This window comes from Ferrovibrio sp. (genome assembly GCF_964218355.1).
GTDB lineage: Bacteria > Pseudomonadota > Alphaproteobacteria > Ferrovibrionales > Ferrovibrionaceae > Ferrovibrio.
In genome coordinates this window covers 31,282-44,837 of record NZ_CAXPMC010000013.1, presented here as the reverse complement: position 1 = coordinate 44,837, position 13,556 = coordinate 31,282, and the positions used below count along the sequence as shown (strand labels likewise).

Below are 13,556 nucleotides of genomic sequence, written 5' to 3'. Positions count from 1 at the left end.
GCACGATGTCGGAACGCCTCGACAGGAACAGTCTGTATTTCCTGCCGCTTGGCGGGGTGAACGAGATCGGGATGAATCTCAATCTCTATGGCTATGGCGGCCAGTGGCTGATGGTCGACCTCGGCACCAGCTTTGCCGACGAGGGCATGCCGGGCGTCGACCTCGTGGTGCCGGATATCAGCTGGATTGCCGGGCGACGCGAGAGGCTGCTCGGCATCGTCCTGACCCACGCCCATGAGGATCATCTCGGCGCCATCAGCCATCTGTGGGACGACCTGCAATGCCCCGTCTGGGCCACCGGCTTTGCCGCCAGCGTGCTGCGGCGCAAGCTGGCCGAGAAGGGTATGGAGGATGAGGTTCCCGTCCATATCTACGAGCCGGGCGACCTGATCGAACTGGGGCCATTCAAGATCCGCTCGATGAACATCACCCATTCGACGCCGGAGAGCCAGGCGCTGGCCATCGAGACGCCGCGTGGCGTGGTGCTGCATACCGGCGACTGGAAGCTCGATCCGCGCCCGGTGCTGGGCCCGCAGACCGAGACCGACACCCTGCGTGGCTATGGCGATCGCGGAGTACTGGCACTGGTCTGCGACAGCACCAATGTGTTCAACCGCGGCACCTCGGGGTCGGAAGGCGATGTGCGCGACAGCCTGATGAAGGTGCTGGCCGACAAGCCCGGCCGCATCGCAGTGACGACCTTCTCGTCAAACCTGGCGCGGCTGGAGGCGATTTTCTCGGTGGCCGATCATCTGGGGCGCCATGTCTGCCTGATCGGCCGGTCGCTGCACCGTTTCATGGCGGCGGCACGCGAGAATGGTTACCTGCACCATATCCCGAACCTGGTGGATGAGCGCGAGGCCGGCTTCCTGCCGCGCGAGAAGATCCTGTATGTCTGCACCGGCTGTCAGGGCGAGCCGCGGGGCGCCATGGCCCGGATCGCCTTTGACAGCCATCCTCATGTGGTGCTGTCGCCGGGCGATACCGTGGCCTTTTCCTCGAAGATCATCCCCGGCAACGAGCGGACGCTCTATGGCCTGCATAACGAACTGGTCCGCCGCGGTATCGAAGTGATCACCGAGAAGGATGCCTTCATCCATGTCTCCGGCCATCCGTCGCGCGACGAGCTGGCCGAGATGTATGCGCTGGCGCGGCCGCAGATTGCCATTCCGGTGCATGGTGAGCCGCGCCATCTGGTCGAGCATGCCCGATTTGCCCGCAGCCTGCAGGTGCCCCATGGCATCGTGCCGCGCAACGGCGACCTGATCCGGCTGGGCCCCGGCGCGCCGGAGGTGATCGAGCAGGTGCCGGCCGGCCGGCTGGCGGTCGATGGCGAGGACCTGGTGCCCGCCCAGGGCGGCGCGCTGCAGGTCCGCCGCAAACTGGCCTTCAACGGTGCCGCCTCGGTCAGTCTGGTGGTGGATGGCAACGGCCGGCTGCAGGCGCCGCCGCAGGTGCGGCTGTCCGGCGTGGTGAATTTCGAGCCTGACGAGGTGGCCGGGGAACTTGGCGAGGCCGTTGCCGCGGCAATCGACAGGCTGCGGCCCGGCGCCCAGCGCGACGACGCGGCGCTGGAGCAGGCGGCGATCCGGGCGGTGCGGGCCGGCCTGCGCGGCGAGACCGGCCGCAAGCCGATCACCCAGGTTCTGGTGACCCGGCTGCCGTAGGGGCAGGCGGCGGGGCTCTGCGACATTCCGCATCTTGCCGGACCGGCCTGCCGGCCTCATATTGCAATGCGGTAAGAAACTCCAGAGACCAGCAGGAAACGACCATCATGATCGGCCGCCTCAACCATGTCGCCATTGCCGTTCCCAACCTTGCCGCCGCCGCGGCCACCTATGCCAACACCCTGGGGGCAAAGGTGTCGCAGCCGGTGGACGAGCCGGATCACGGCGTGACGGTGGTGTTTGTCGAGCTGCCGAACACCAAGATCGAGCTGCTGCATCCGCTGGGCGACAATTCCCCCATCGCCAAGTTCCTCGCCAACAACCCGTCGGGCGGCATGCACCATGTCTGCTATGAGGTCGACGATATCATCGCAGCCCGCGACAGGCTGAAGGCCGAGGGGGCCCGGGTGCTGGGCGATGGCGAGCCGAAGATCGGCGCCCACGGCAAGCCGGTGCTGTTCCTGCATCCGAAGGATTTCTGTGGCACCCTGGTCGAGATCGAGCAGATCTGATCCGGTTGTTCACCGATGACCTGGTTCAACAACAGCATCGCCTTCATCATCATCTACATGGTGGTGTTCTTCTGCATGCTGCCGGTGGGGGTGAAGACGGCAGATGAGGCCGGCGAGGAAAAGCTGCCGGGTCAGGCGGATTCGGCACCGGTGAATCCCCGGCTCTGGTTCAAGGCCGGGGTGACCCTGCTGATCAGCCTTGTGCTGTTCGGGATGTATTTCGCGGCCGGATATTATGACCTGCTGGAGTTGAACGAGCTGTTCGGCCGCGGCTGAGGCGATGCCGGGCCGGGCCGGCGACTCGCAGGCGGGCAGCCAGGTCGTGAAACCTGGAGCAGGCAGCAGAACTCACCACCTGTGGTGGTGCAATCCGGATATCGGCAGGATCATGCCGATCCGGCGGGCGGTTTCTTCAGGATTTTCGATGGCACCATAGGCAGATGCCGACCAATCGGGGAGCCAGAAAAAAGAAAGGAGCAAGGACATGCCTCGCTCCGGACCCCGTCTCGCACGGGTAAGTTTAAGCCTCCCCAGACTTGGGCCGCCTGTTACCAAGCGGTTGCGTATTTTATATACCGATTGATGAAAGCGGTGTCATCCGAAAAGTTACAGTCCCCTCACAGAATCTTAATCGCGACCCGCTACGGTGGAAAAATGAGGGTCTTTACCGTTTTTGCAATTTTCACGCTGATGCTGACCGGGCCGGAAATGCCCCGGGCTGCCGAATCACCCCGGATTCGGGGGGGCGGCGGAGATTTGCCGGGGGCGCTGCAGATGTCGGCGGAGGATTGCCGGCGCCTGCTGGCCCGGCGCGGCGGCGCCGTGGCGCACCGGCCCGATGCCGGCGTCAGCTACCAGCCCGGGCAGGACGTCCATGGCCGCCCGGTGGCCCCGGCAGAGCTGCCTGGCAGCAATCCGCTGCCGCTGGATGGCCTGCTGACCCTCGATGTGACCATCCCGCTCAGCACCCTGATGGGCAGCAGGGCGCCGGCCAGGGTGGGGGATTCGGAGCTGTCGGTCAGCAGGGTGACCATCGACCCCGCCACCGGCAGGCTCGCCTTCGATGGCCGGCCGGTGGACGGATCCGCCGAGACGGCAATCGCCGCCGCCTGTGCCGAACAGCTGAAACAGCCGGCAAAGCCGCGATAAACAGCCGGCCCGGCGGGGCCCGACCGTTGCTGCCGGGCAGGGGGCGCCTTAAAAACGCCCCAATACCCCTGCCACATCCGTAGCCCGACAGGACAGCGACAAATCATGCGGCTCAGCAGCTACTTCCTGCCCGTTCTCAAGGAAAATCCCAGTGAAGCCCAGATCGTCAGCCACCGGCTGATGTTGCGGGCCGGCATGGTCCGGCAGACCGCTGCCGGCATCTATGCCTGGCTGCCGCTCGGCCACCGGGTGCTGAAGAAGATCGAGCAGATCGTGCGCGAGGAGCAGGACAATGCCGGTGCGCAGGAACTGCTGATGCCGACCATCCAGTCGGCCGAGCTGTGGCAGAAGAGCGGCCGCTACGAGGATTACGGCAAGGAGATGCTGCGCATCACCGACCGCCACGAGCGGCCGATGCTGTACGGCCCCACCAACGAGGAAATGCTGACCGACATCGTCGCCGCGGAGTTCAAGAGCTACCGCGATCTGCCGAAAATCCTCTACCACATCCAGTGGAAATTCCGCGACGAGGTGCGCCCGCGCTTCGGCGTCATGCGCGGCCGCGAATTCCTGATGAAGGATGCCTATTCCTTCGATCTCGACCAGGCCGGCGCCCGGCGTTCGTACAACCGCATGTTCGTCGCCTACCTGCGTACCTTCGCGCGGCTGGGCCTGAAGGCGATCCCGATGCAGGCCGATACCGGGCCGATCGGCGGCGACCTCAGCCACGAATTCATCGTGCTGGCCGAAACCGGCGAAAGCGGCGTGTTCTGCGACAGGGCCCTGATCGAGCGCGACGTGCTGGGCGAGGGTGTCGATTACAGTGCCGACCTGCAGCCGCTGGTCGATTCATGGACCGCGCCCTATGCGGCCACGGAAGAGAAGCATGATGCCGCCCGGTTCGAGGCGCTGCCGAAAGACCGCCAGGTGGCCGCCCGCGGCATCGAGGTCGGCCATATCTTCTATTTCGGCACCAAATACTCCAAACCCATGGGGGCGGTGGTTCCCGGTCCGAATGGCGAGCAGATCACACTGGAGATGGGTTCCTACGGCGTCGGCGTATCGCGCCTGGTCGGCGGCATCATCGAGGCCAGTCATGACGAGGCCGGCATCATCTGGCCGATGAGCGTAGCGCCTTTCCATGTCGGCCTGATCAACCTGAAGGTCGGCGATGCCGATTGCGACGCCACCTGCGAGGACCTGTACGGCAAGCTGAAAGCGGCCGGCCTTGATGTTCTGTATGACGATCGTGACGAGCGCGCCGGCGCCAAATTCGCCACCATGGACCTGATCGGCCTGCCCTGGCAGGTGACGGTCGGTCCGCGCGGCCTGAAGGCCGGCGTGGCGGAAGTGAAGAACCGTGCCACCGGCGCGAAGGAAGAGCTTTCTTTCGATGCCGTGCTGAACAAGCTGGCGGCCGCCAGGACGTAACCGGACCGGATCCCGCATGCCTTTCTTCTCGCGTTTCGAATGGATGCTGGCCCTGCGCTATCTGCGGGCGCGACGGCAGGAGGGCTTCATCTCGGTGATCGCGGTGTTCAGCTTCCTCGGCATCATGCTGGGGGTGGCAACCCTGATCATCGTCATGAGCGTGATGAACGGTTTCCGGGCCGAACTGGTCGGGCGCATCCTTGGCCTGAACGGGCATCTGACCATCAATGCCGAGAATGCCCTGACGATCCGGGATTACGACCAGATCGCCGGCACGGTCGGCCGGCTGCCGGGCGTGACGCTGGCCAACCCGATGATCGAGGGGCAGGTGATGGCAACCGCCAACAACGTTGCCGCCGGCGTGGTGGTGCGTGGTGTGCGCGGCAGCGACCTGAGCCGGGAAAGCGCCATTGCCAACGGCATCCGGGCGGGCAGCCTGGCAGATTTCGACGGGGCGGACGGGGTTGCCATCGGCCACCGGCTGGCCCGCAAGCTGGGGCTGCGGCTCGGCGACCAGATCACCCTGATTTCGCCGCAGAGCACGGCGACCCCCTTCGGCACGGTACCGCGGCTGGCCCGCTATCCGGTTGCGGCGATCTTCGATGTCGGCATGTTCGAGTATGATTCGAACTTCGTCTACATGCCCTTTGCAGTGGCCCAGACCTATTTCCGCATGCCCGGGCAGGCTTCCGCCGTGGAAGTGCGGCTGGTCGATCCCCAGGCCGCACGCCGTGCCGCCCGCGAGATCGGCCAGGCTCTCGGACCCGGCTACCGCCTGTATGACTGGCAGCAGGCCAATGCCCATTTCGTGAATGCGCTGGAGGTCGAGCGCAACGTGATGTTCCTGATCCTGACCCTGATCATCGTGGTGGCCGCCTTCAACATCATTTCCAGCATGATCATGCTGGTGAAGGACAAGGGACGGGATATCGCCATCCTGCGCACCATGGGCACCTCGCGCGCCAGCATCCTCCGGGTTTTCGTGATCGCCGGTGCCAGCATCGGCGTGCTGGGTACGGCGGCCGGCTTCGTGCTCGGGATCAGCTTCGCGCTGAATATCGAAAGCATCCGCCAGTGGCTGCAGGGCCTGACCGGCACCGAGCTGTTTTCGGCCGAGATCTATTTCCTGTCCAAGCTGCCGGCCCAGGTCGACAATACCCAGGTCATGGCCGTGGTGGGCATGGGGCTGGCCCTGTCGCTGCTGGCGACGCTGTATCCCAGCTGGCGCGCCGCCCGTCTCGATCCGGTGGAGGCCCTCCGGTATGAGTAACGATGCCATGAGGAAGGCCGTCCTCACCCTAGCGGGCATCCGTCGCACCTTCCGCCAGGGTGGGGAAGAGATTGCCGTGCTGCGCGGTGTCGACCTCACGGTGCGGCCGGGCGAGATCGTTGCCCTGCTGGGACCGTCGGGTTCGGGCAAGTCGACCCTGCTGCATATCGCCGGCCTGCTGGAACGGCCCAGCGACGGCCGCATCGTCATCGGCGGCGAGGATTGCAGCCGCATGGGCGATCACCAGCGGACCCTGGTCCGCCGCAACCGCATCGGCTTCGTCTACCAGTATCACCATCTCCTGCCGGAATTCTCGGCCCTGGAGAATGCCGCCATGCCGCTGCGGGTACGCGGGCAGGGCCGGACCGAGGCGGTCGCCACGGCCGGCAAACTGCTCGACCAGCTCGGCCTGTCGCACCGGCTGAAGCACCGGCCGGCCCGTCTGTCGGGTGGCGAGCAGCAGCGCGTCGCCATCGCCCGCGCCGTGGTCGGCCGGCCCGACCTGCTGCTGGCCGACGAGCCGACCGGCAATCTCGATGAGAAGACCGCCGATATCGTGTTCGGCGAGCTGACCGGGCTGGTGCGCGGGGCGCGGATCGGTGCCCTGATCGCCACCCACAATCTCGATCTGGCCCGACGGATGGACCGGATCGTTTCCCTGCACGAGGGATTGCTGCAGGCAGCCTAGGCAGCAGTCTGGCGCGATCGTTCAATACGGCAGTCCCATTCCGCCCAATACTGCAGGCTCAGAAACAGGGAGCCTGCCATGCAGATCACCGTCAATGGCCGTCCGGCTGAGATTCCCGACCCGCTTGCCGACGACCCACTGCTGTGGATTCTGCGGGAAACGCTGGGCCTGACCGGCACAAAATTCGGATGCGGCCAGGGTTTGTGCGGTGCCTGCACGGTGCATATGGACGGGGTCGCGGTTCGCAGCTGTCAGGTCCGTACGGCCGATGCGGCCGGGCACGAGATTGCCACAATCGAAGGTCTCGCTGCCGGAGATGCCCTGCACCCGCTGCAGCAGGCCTGGATTGCCGAAAGCGTACCGCAATGCGGTTACTGCCAGGCCGGGCAGATCATGGCCGCCGCGGCGCTGCTGCGGCACACCCCCCAACCGGACGATGCCGCCATCGATGCGGCCATGGCGGGCAACCTGTGCCGTTGCGGCACCTATCAGCGGATCCGCAAAGCCATTCATCGCGCAGCGGGACAGCAGCCATGACTGCCTCGGCCATGTCGCGCCGCCGCCTGCTGGCGCATGCCGCCCGCATCGCCGCAGGCATCACCGTTTTTGCTGCGGCCCCGGCCTGCGCCTTCAATCCGTTGCCGGCCCTGCCCACCCGTGGCATGCCCCCGGCCGAGGCGCGGATCGCCTGGCTGCGGCTGCTGCCGGACGGGCGGTTGCAGCTTCTGCTGCCGCGTCAGGAGATGGGGCAGGGCATCAGCATCGGCCTGCGCCAGATCGTGGCCGAAGAGCTCGATTGCGAACTGGAGCGGATCGAGGTCGTACTGCCCGATACGGCCAGCATTGTGCCGGTCAAGTCGACGGTCGGCAGCGACAGCATGAAGGATTTCGCCGAGCCGGTGGCGCGCGCCGCGGCCCTGCTTCGCGAACATCTGAAACGCGGCGGCGCGGATACGGAAATCCACGACCAGGGCCAGCCGGTGATCCTGCGCAGCCTGCATGGCGGAGAGGCGTGCCGCCATGTCGGCAAGAGCCGGCCGACCGAAAGGATTGCAGATATCGTAACCGGCAAACCGCTTTATGCCGGAGATACACAACTGCCCGGCATGCTGTTCGGTCTGGTGCTGCCGGCCGGCGCAGAGCCGCCCGAACCGGTGCCCGGCCTGCGGCGGGTCGAACTGTCGGATGGGCGGCGCGGCCTGCTGTCCGATCATCCCGGACCGCTGCATGCCATCTCGCTGGAACGGCCGGAGGCGGCACGGGCCATGCCCGACCTCGATATCGATGCGGCGATGCGCCGGGGCAGGTTGGAACACCGGCTGCGTGGCGATGCCGTCGATACGGAGGCCGGCTGGACGCTCGACCGGCGGTACGACACGCCTTTCGCGGCCCATGCCCAGATCGAGCCGCGCAGCGCGGTGGCGCAATGGCATCAACGTGGGGCGGATGTGCAACTGGAAGTCTGGACCGGCACGCAGGATGCCTTTTTCGTGCGCGAAACGCTGGCGCGGCAATTTGGCCTGTCGGCGGACCGTGTGCTGGTGCATCCCTGCCGCATCGGCGGCGGTTTCGGGGCACGCACCATCGTGCGGCAGGAACTGGAAGCCGCGCTGCTGGCTGAAGTGGCCGGCAGGCCGGTCAAGGTGCAATGGAGCCGTGCCGCCGAATTCGTCAATGGCTTTCACCGCCCGCCCTCGTCCCACCGCATCCGTGCCCGCCTGGACGGGGATGGGCGGATCACTGACTGGTGGCACGGCTTCTGTTCCGGCCATGTGATCTTCACCTCGGCGGCCATGCCGCCGTGGATGCAGATGGTGACCAGCCTGGTGAAAGATCCGGGGGTGGCGCGTGGCGCCCTGCCGCCCTATGCGGCCGCACGCATGCGCGTGGAATTCTCTGATATTCGTCTGCCGGTCGATACCGGCCCGTGGCGCGGCCTCGGGGCCGGCCCGAACGGCTTTGCCATTGAATCCGCCATTGACGAGCTTGCGGCCCTGGCAGGTCAGGACCCACTGCAATACCGGCTGGCCAATCTCGATCCGCAGCATGAACGACTGAAAGCCTGTCTGCGGCGTGTAGCCGATCTGGCCGGCTGGATCCGGCAGCCGCGCATGGGGGGCGGTTTCGGCCGGGGTGTTGCCTGCGGCATTTACAAGGAGAGCAGCTTTGCCGCAGTGATTGCCGATATCGGCATTGCTGCCGACGGCGCCGTGAACCTGCGGCGCATGTACTGCGTGCAGGACAGCGGGCTGGTGATCAACCCGGATCAGGTGCGTGCCCAGATAGAGGGAAACCTGCTGTGGGGGGCCGGCATGGTGCTGACCGAGCGGCTGCCAATTGAGGATGGCCGGGTCGCTGCCTATACTTTTGCCGATTATCCGATCCCGACCATAGATGCCATGCCGGCCATCGATATCGAACTGATTGCGCCGCCCGGTGCTGCGCCGGCCGGTGCCGGCGAGACCGGGATGGTCGCGGTGGCGGCCGTGACGAATGCCATCGCGGCGGCAACCGGCCGCCGTGTATCGACCCTGCCTTACAGTCCGCTGTCTCCGACGTGATGCCGTGACCGATTATTCGAGCGCGGCATTTGTTACCCTGATCGCCCGGCAAATGGCTGTGGCCGGTATCGGGCCGCCCGCTGATCTCCGGGATCGTATCGGGCCGGGCGGGCCTGTAACCGTGTCACCCGATGTCAAGCGGCGCCTGCTTGACCATGCCTGCCGCATTGCCGGGCCCGGCTTCGTGCTGCAGGTCGGGCAGGGTATTCATGCGGTACCCAGCGACCCGACCCTGGACGTTCTGCGCCGCGCCACGGACCCGGCGGCTCTGCTCGACCGCTGGTCCCGCCTGGAGAAGTATCACCATTCGCACCATCGCGTTCAGCTTGTGCAGATCGGCAAAGGCTGTGCCCGGCTGCGCCACCGGTCGCTGCGGGGAGCGCCGCCCCATCCGCTGGAGAGCCTGGCGGTTCTGGGCCTGCTGGTCGCCCTGCTGCAGGCGATTGGCTGCGTGGGGGTGGATGTTGACCTGGCCGGCGGCGGCCCTGATATTCCCGCCATGCGCGATGGCAGGGCGCAGTTGCCGGCATTGCCCGGCGAGGCCGATGAATGGGTGATCCGATGGGCCGCCCTGCGGGCGGAAAACCGAATTCAGCCGCTGCCGGTCGCGGCCGACCTGATCGAACGGCTCTATCAACTGTTCGATGACGATCCGGTGCGGCATTGGCCGATTGCCATGGCCGCCTGCAAGGTGGGTATGTCGACCCGCGGCCTGCAGAGGCGGCTGAACATTCTCGGTGTTTCCTATTCCGGCATCCTGCGCGATGCCCGCGTGCGGCGTGCGGCGCGTGCCATGCTCGATGCGCCCGCCAGCCTGGCCGAGATCGGCTATGCGGCCGGTTTTGCCGACCAGGCGCATTTCACACGCGAATTCCGCCGCATCCTCGGCGCCAGCCCGGCGGAGTGGCGGCGGCAGGTCGCCAGCACTTCGCCCGGCTAGCGTCGCCGTGCCAGCCACTGTTCGCGGGTCTGGCCCCAGACATCGGTTTCGAGATTGATCGGCTCCGGCAGCCACCCCTTGCGCAGCAGGGTTGAGCCCAGCCGCTTGGCCACGGCCTGCGAGTTTACATTCTCGGGCACGATGGTGTGGATCACCTCGGTCCAGCCGAGCGTATCGAAGGCCCAGTCGATGGCGGCAGCGGCACCCTCGGTGGCATAGCCCTTGCCCCAGGCATCGCGGGTCAGGCCCCAGCCGACCTCGGTACCGGGCCAGCCTTCGGGCCGCCAGGGGCCCAGCCGGCCGATCCAGCGGCCGGTGTCCTTCTCGATCACCGAAAACATCGAGAAACCTTCGACGGTCCACGATCCGGCCATGATGCAGAGCTGGCGCCAGGCAATCGGCCGCTGCTGCACCCCGCCGAGAAAGCGCTGTACCTCGGCGTCCAGCAGGAATGCCGTCCAGGCATCGAGATCCTCCCGTTGCGGCGGGCGCAGGATCAGGCGCTCGGTTTCCAGCTGCGGCAGGGAGGGGGACATGGCATGGCCTCGTGTCGGGTCGTGCCGCCCTGCCTATGGGATTGGCCGCATCGGCGCAAGGTCAGGATTGCGCCGGTACAATCTCGGGACTCCCGCCTGCATTCCATGTGCCGGTCCGGGCCAGGGCCGGAGAATAATCCGGCGCCGACCAGCGCAGCGGCACGGCGGCCCGGATCAGCCGGCCATCCTGCGGCTCGAACCGCAACAGCCGCTGGGCACCCGGGAAGGCGGCAATAGCGGGATCGTCCAGCACCACCGCCGCCGAGCCGGTGAGGGTCAGCAGATCGCCACTGTCGAAGTCGATAAAAAGAAGTCCTGCCAGCGGGTTCTCGGCAATATTTCCCAGCGTGTTGAAGTAGAGGTTGCCGGCAAAGTCGGGAACTGTCAGCACATCGCCGGCGGTCTCCGCGGTGATCCGCACGAAGCCCGGCCGGCCGCCGCGATGGGAAACGTCGACGCCTTCCCGCGCCTCGCCGTTGCCGGCCTGGCGCGAGGCTGTGGCAATAAAAAAGGTGTCCGCTGCCGCAATCACGGCGCGGGCGGCCGCAGACAGCCGGGGGCCTTCCTGCTGAACCGGATGGCCGGGAGCCGACAGGCTGGCCGGCGGAGCGGTGAAGCGCGGCTGCCGGGCCTGGATGTATTTCGGGCAGTTCCCGAAACTCTGGTCGACGGTCACGGTGATCCGGCCATCCTGCAGGGCGGCGACCTGGCCGTTCATCCGGTTGCGCCGCCGGGTCGGCAGTTCGATGCCCAGCAGGCCGAGCGGTGCCCCCTGCTTCAGGTGCCCGGCCAGCGGGTCGGCCGCGGCCGGCCGGGCATCGATCACCAGCGTCCGGTCGTCGGGCGAGGCGACAAAGCCCGGCGCGCCGACCAGCAAGGAAGCCCAGGGCCGGCCGGTGTCATCTTGACTGCCGGCCAGCAGCATCGGCAGCTTGGTGAACAGCTCCCGGTGCTGGTCCGGCATGTGGTCGCGGATCACCTGCCGGCCAACCTGTGCCATGCGGCCGCGCACGCCGGCCAGCAGCTGCATTGCCTGCTCGCCGGCGTGGAAGGCATCGGGAACCAGCCCGGTAGCCATGATCAGGCCGCTGCGGGAACCGGCGAGCGGGCCATGCCGACAAAGCCGGGCAGGGCCTCGGTCCGAGCAAGCCATGCCCGGATCGCCGGATAGGCGTCGAGCGGCAGGCCGCCCTCGGGAGCATGGGCCGTGTAGCTGTAGAGGGCGACGTCCGCGATGGTCGGCGCCGCCGTGCCGGCCAGCCAGTCCTGCTGCGACAGCTGGCTTTCCATGACGGCGAAGAGCTGGCCGGCCAGTGCCCGCGGTTCGGCCAGGTCCATCTGGCGCCGGAACAGGTGGCTGATGCGGGCACGGGCCGGGCCGAAGGCAAGCGGACCCGCCGCGGCCGACAGCCATTGTTGGATACGGGCGGCCGCCACGGGGTCGCGTGGCAGCCAGCGGGCGGTCTCGTCGTAGCGGCCGGCGAGGTAGACGAGGATGGCATTGCTGTCGGCGACGGTGAGGTCGCCATCCTCGATCACCGGCACCTGGCCGAACGGGTTGCGGGCGAGAAAGTCCGGTGCCTTGTGGGCGCCGCCCGGCAGATCGACGTCCACCATCTCAAAGGGCAGACCGAGCAGGGACAGCATCAGCTGGGCCCGGTGGGCATGACCGGAAAGGTTGAAGCGGTAGAGGCGGATCGGCTGGGTCGGCGGCATATGCTATCCTACGGCTGGAGTGGAACCTGCCGGAGAGAATGCCTGTTGCCAGGAAAAACAGAATGGGGTCATTCTGCAAGGGACTGTTTCATTTTCCGGAATAATCCATGGACCGCCTGGATGCCATGCAGATATTCGTTGCGGTTGCCGAGGCTGAAAGCTTCGCCGGCGCCGCCCGCCGGCTGGGGCTGTCGCCGCCGGCCGTGACCCGGGCGGTGGCGGCGGTGGAGGAGCGGACCGGCACCCGTCTGCTGCACCGGACCACACGGCATGTGCGCCTGACCGATGCCGGGCAGCGCTACCTCGGCGATTGCCGGCGCATTCTCGCCGAAGTCGAGGAGGCGGAGGCGGCTGCGGCCAGCGACCAGGCGGCACCGCGCGGGCACCTGACCATCACCGCTTCGGTGATGTTCGGGCGGCTTCATGTCGCGCCGGTGCTGATGGATTTTCTCGATGCCCATCCGCAGGTGAGTGCCCGGCTGGTCCTGCTGGACCGGGTGGTCGACATGATGGATGAAGGCGTTGATATCGCCGTCCGCATTGCCGAACTGCCGGATTCCGGTCTGGTGGCGACGCGACTGGGGACCATGCGCTCGGTGGTTTGCGCCTCTCCCGATTATCTGGCCAGACATGGCATCCCTGGCCGGCCCGAAGATCTGGCCGATCATCCGGCGATCCTGACTTCGCCGCTGGGCAACTGGCGGGAATGGCTGCTGGACGGCGGCGGTGGCGGCGTGTGGGTGGCGCCCCGGGCGCGGCTGACGGTCAACTCCGCCGATGTCGCGCTGGCTGCGGCAAGGGCCGGGCGCGGCGTGACCCGGGTTCTGGCTTACCAGGCAGCCGACGATGTGCGGGCCGGACGCCTGCAACTGGTGCTGCGCGATTATGAGCCACCGCCGGTGCCGGTGCATCTGGTGCAACTGGGCGGCCGGCATGTCTCCGCCCGGGTACGGGCCTTCATCGACTTTGCGACGGCGCGGCTGCGGGGCGATCTTGCGGCGATCGGGGAGCTGTGACGGTCGGCGGCGGTCGCTGCCTCCGGGATAATCCGCTACAGTCCATGACAGCAGGGTTCAGACACCGGAG

General features: G+C 66.9%; 15 protein-coding genes. 11 read left to right on the top strand and 4 right to left on the bottom strand.

What is annotated here, in order from left to right; all coding sequences use genetic code 11:
• The first annotated feature begins 5 nt into the window (after positions 1 to 5).
• The 3 genes from ACEQZY_RS08090 to ACEQZY_RS08080 all read left to right on the top strand — a co-directional run bounded on the left by ACEQZY_RS08090 (position 6) and on the right by ACEQZY_RS08080 (position 2,455).
• Positions 6 to 1,667 carry a ribonuclease J gene (locus tag ACEQZY_RS08090; protein WP_341702514.1) on the top strand — a complete coding sequence of 554 codons (1,662 nt, stop codon included), beginning with the start codon at positions 6 to 8 and terminating at the stop codon, positions 1,665 to 1,667.
• A 107-nt stretch (positions 1,668 to 1,774) separates the two neighbouring features.
• Entirely contained in the window at positions 1,775 to 2,179 is a 405-nt protein-coding gene (gene mce, locus ACEQZY_RS08085) for a methylmalonyl-CoA epimerase (RefSeq protein ID WP_341702513.1), read from the top strand.
• 15 nt (positions 2,180 to 2,194) lie between these two features.
• On the top strand, positions 2,195 to 2,455 hold the full coding sequence (locus tag ACEQZY_RS08080) for a DUF1467 family protein (protein ID WP_341702512.1): 261 nt from the start codon (positions 2,195 to 2,197) through the stop codon (positions 2,453 to 2,455).
• A gap of 72 nt (positions 2,456 to 2,527) precedes the next feature.
• Here ACEQZY_RS08080 and ACEQZY_RS08075 read toward each other — a convergent pair whose 3' ends face one another.
• Positions 2,528 to 2,665, bottom strand: a complete 138-nt coding sequence (locus tag ACEQZY_RS08075) for a hypothetical protein (protein ID WP_370153499.1) — start codon at positions 2,663 to 2,665, stop codon at positions 2,528 to 2,530.
• Positions 2,666 to 2,953: 288 nt separating this feature from the next.
• Between ACEQZY_RS08075 and ACEQZY_RS08070 the strand changes: the two genes are divergently transcribed.
• The 7 genes from ACEQZY_RS08070 (at position 2,954) to ACEQZY_RS08040 (ending at position 10,218) form a co-directional block, all read left to right on the top strand.
• On the top strand, positions 2,954 to 3,328 hold the full coding sequence (locus tag ACEQZY_RS08070; RefSeq protein ID WP_341702510.1) for a hypothetical protein: 375 nt from the start codon (positions 2,954 to 2,956) through the stop codon (positions 3,326 to 3,328).
• Between the two features lie 105 nt (positions 3,329 to 3,433).
• Positions 3,434 to 4,759: a proline--tRNA ligase gene (proS, locus tag ACEQZY_RS08065; RefSeq protein ID WP_341702509.1), complete on the top strand. Its 1,326-nt coding sequence runs from the start codon at positions 3,434 to 3,436 to the stop codon at positions 4,757 to 4,759.
• Positions 4,760 to 4,775: 16 nt separating this feature from the next.
• Positions 4,776 to 6,029, top strand: a complete 1,254-nt coding sequence (locus ACEQZY_RS08060) for a lipoprotein-releasing ABC transporter permease subunit (protein ID WP_341702508.1) — start codon at positions 4,776 to 4,778, stop codon at positions 6,027 to 6,029.
• A gap of 7 nt (positions 6,030 to 6,036) precedes the next feature.
• On the top strand, positions 6,037 to 6,717 hold the full coding sequence (locus ACEQZY_RS08055) for an ABC transporter ATP-binding protein (RefSeq protein WP_370153496.1): 681 nt from the start codon (positions 6,037 to 6,039) through the stop codon (positions 6,715 to 6,717).
• A 78-nt stretch (positions 6,718 to 6,795) separates the two neighbouring features.
• A complete protein-coding gene (locus ACEQZY_RS08050; RefSeq protein ID WP_370153494.1) occupies positions 6,796 to 7,254 on the top strand; it encodes a (2Fe-2S)-binding protein in 459 nt (152 codons plus the stop codon).
• Entirely contained in the window at positions 7,251 to 9,278 is a 2,028-nt protein-coding gene (locus ACEQZY_RS08045; RefSeq protein ID WP_370153492.1) for a molybdopterin cofactor-binding domain-containing protein, read from the top strand. Before ACEQZY_RS08050 ends, ACEQZY_RS08045 begins: the two co-directional genes overlap by 4 nt.
• A gap of 121 nt (positions 9,279 to 9,399) precedes the next feature.
• Positions 9,400 to 10,218, top strand: coding sequence for a helix-turn-helix domain-containing protein (locus ACEQZY_RS08040; protein ID WP_370153490.1), 819 nt, complete (start codon positions 9,400 to 9,402; stop codon positions 10,216 to 10,218).
• Here the strand turns inward: ACEQZY_RS08040 and ACEQZY_RS08035 are convergent.
• The 3 genes from ACEQZY_RS08035 to ACEQZY_RS08025 form a co-directional block, all read right to left on the bottom strand.
• Complete coding sequence (locus ACEQZY_RS08035) at positions 10,215 to 10,754, bottom strand: GNAT family N-acetyltransferase (protein ID WP_341702503.1); 540 nt, start codon at positions 10,752 to 10,754, stop codon at positions 10,215 to 10,217. The genes ACEQZY_RS08040 and ACEQZY_RS08035 overlap by 4 nt on opposite strands.
• 61 nt (positions 10,755 to 10,815) lie before the next feature.
• Entirely contained in the window at positions 10,816 to 11,832 is a 1,017-nt protein-coding gene (locus ACEQZY_RS08030; RefSeq protein ID WP_370153488.1) for a pyridoxamine 5'-phosphate oxidase family protein, read from the bottom strand.
• A 2-nt stretch (positions 11,833 to 11,834) separates the two neighbouring features.
• Positions 11,835 to 12,470: a glutathione S-transferase family protein gene (locus ACEQZY_RS08025; protein WP_370153486.1), complete on the bottom strand. Its 636-nt coding sequence runs from the start codon at positions 12,468 to 12,470 to the stop codon at positions 11,835 to 11,837.
• Positions 12,471 to 12,577: 107 nt separating this feature from the next.
• On the opposite strand from ACEQZY_RS08025, the gene ACEQZY_RS08020 reads away from it, so the two are divergent.
• Positions 12,578 to 13,486 (top strand): LysR family transcriptional regulator, encoded by a 909-nt coding sequence (locus ACEQZY_RS08020; protein WP_370153484.1) that lies wholly within the window; start codon positions 12,578 to 12,580, stop codon positions 13,484 to 13,486.
• Positions 13,487 to 13,556: the final 70 nt, after the last annotated feature.

Coding starts and splice junctions, on each gene's coding strand:
- ACEQZY_RS08025 (WP_370153486.1), bottom strand. CDS start 12,470: ATGCCGCCGACCCAGCCGATCCGCCTCTACCGCTTCAACCTTTCCGGT.
- ACEQZY_RS08045 (WP_370153492.1), top strand. CDS start 7,251: ATGACTGCCTCGGCCATGTCGCGCCGCCGCCTGCTGGCGCATGCCGCC.
- ACEQZY_RS08035 (WP_341702503.1), bottom strand. CDS start 10,754: ATGTCCCCCTCCCTGCCGCAGCTGGAAACCGAGCGCCTGATCCTGCGC.
- ACEQZY_RS08020 (WP_370153484.1), top strand. CDS start 12,578: ATGGACCGCCTGGATGCCATGCAGATATTCGTTGCGGTTGCCGAGGCT.
- ACEQZY_RS08070 (WP_341702510.1), top strand. CDS start 2,954: ATGTCGGCGGAGGATTGCCGGCGCCTGCTGGCCCGGCGCGGCGGCGCC.
- ACEQZY_RS08055 (WP_370153496.1), top strand. CDS start 6,037: ATGAGGAAGGCCGTCCTCACCCTAGCGGGCATCCGTCGCACCTTCCGC.
- mce (WP_341702513.1), top strand. CDS start 1,775: ATGATCGGCCGCCTCAACCATGTCGCCATTGCCGTTCCCAACCTTGCC.
- ACEQZY_RS08080 (WP_341702512.1), top strand. CDS start 2,195: ATGACCTGGTTCAACAACAGCATCGCCTTCATCATCATCTACATGGTG.
- ACEQZY_RS08030 (WP_370153488.1), bottom strand. CDS start 11,832: ATGGCTACCGGGCTGGTTCCCGATGCCTTCCACGCCGGCGAGCAGGCA.
- ACEQZY_RS08075 (WP_370153499.1), bottom strand. CDS start 2,665: ATGTCCTTGCTCCTTTCTTTTTTCTGGCTCCCCGATTGGTCGGCATCT.
- proS (WP_341702509.1), top strand. CDS start 3,434: ATGCGGCTCAGCAGCTACTTCCTGCCCGTTCTCAAGGAAAATCCCAGT.
- ACEQZY_RS08090 (WP_341702514.1), top strand. CDS start 6: ATGTCGGAACGCCTCGACAGGAACAGTCTGTATTTCCTGCCGCTTGGC.
- ACEQZY_RS08060 (WP_341702508.1), top strand. CDS start 4,776: ATGCCTTTCTTCTCGCGTTTCGAATGGATGCTGGCCCTGCGCTATCTG.
- ACEQZY_RS08050 (WP_370153494.1), top strand. CDS start 6,796: ATGCAGATCACCGTCAATGGCCGTCCGGCTGAGATTCCCGACCCGCTT.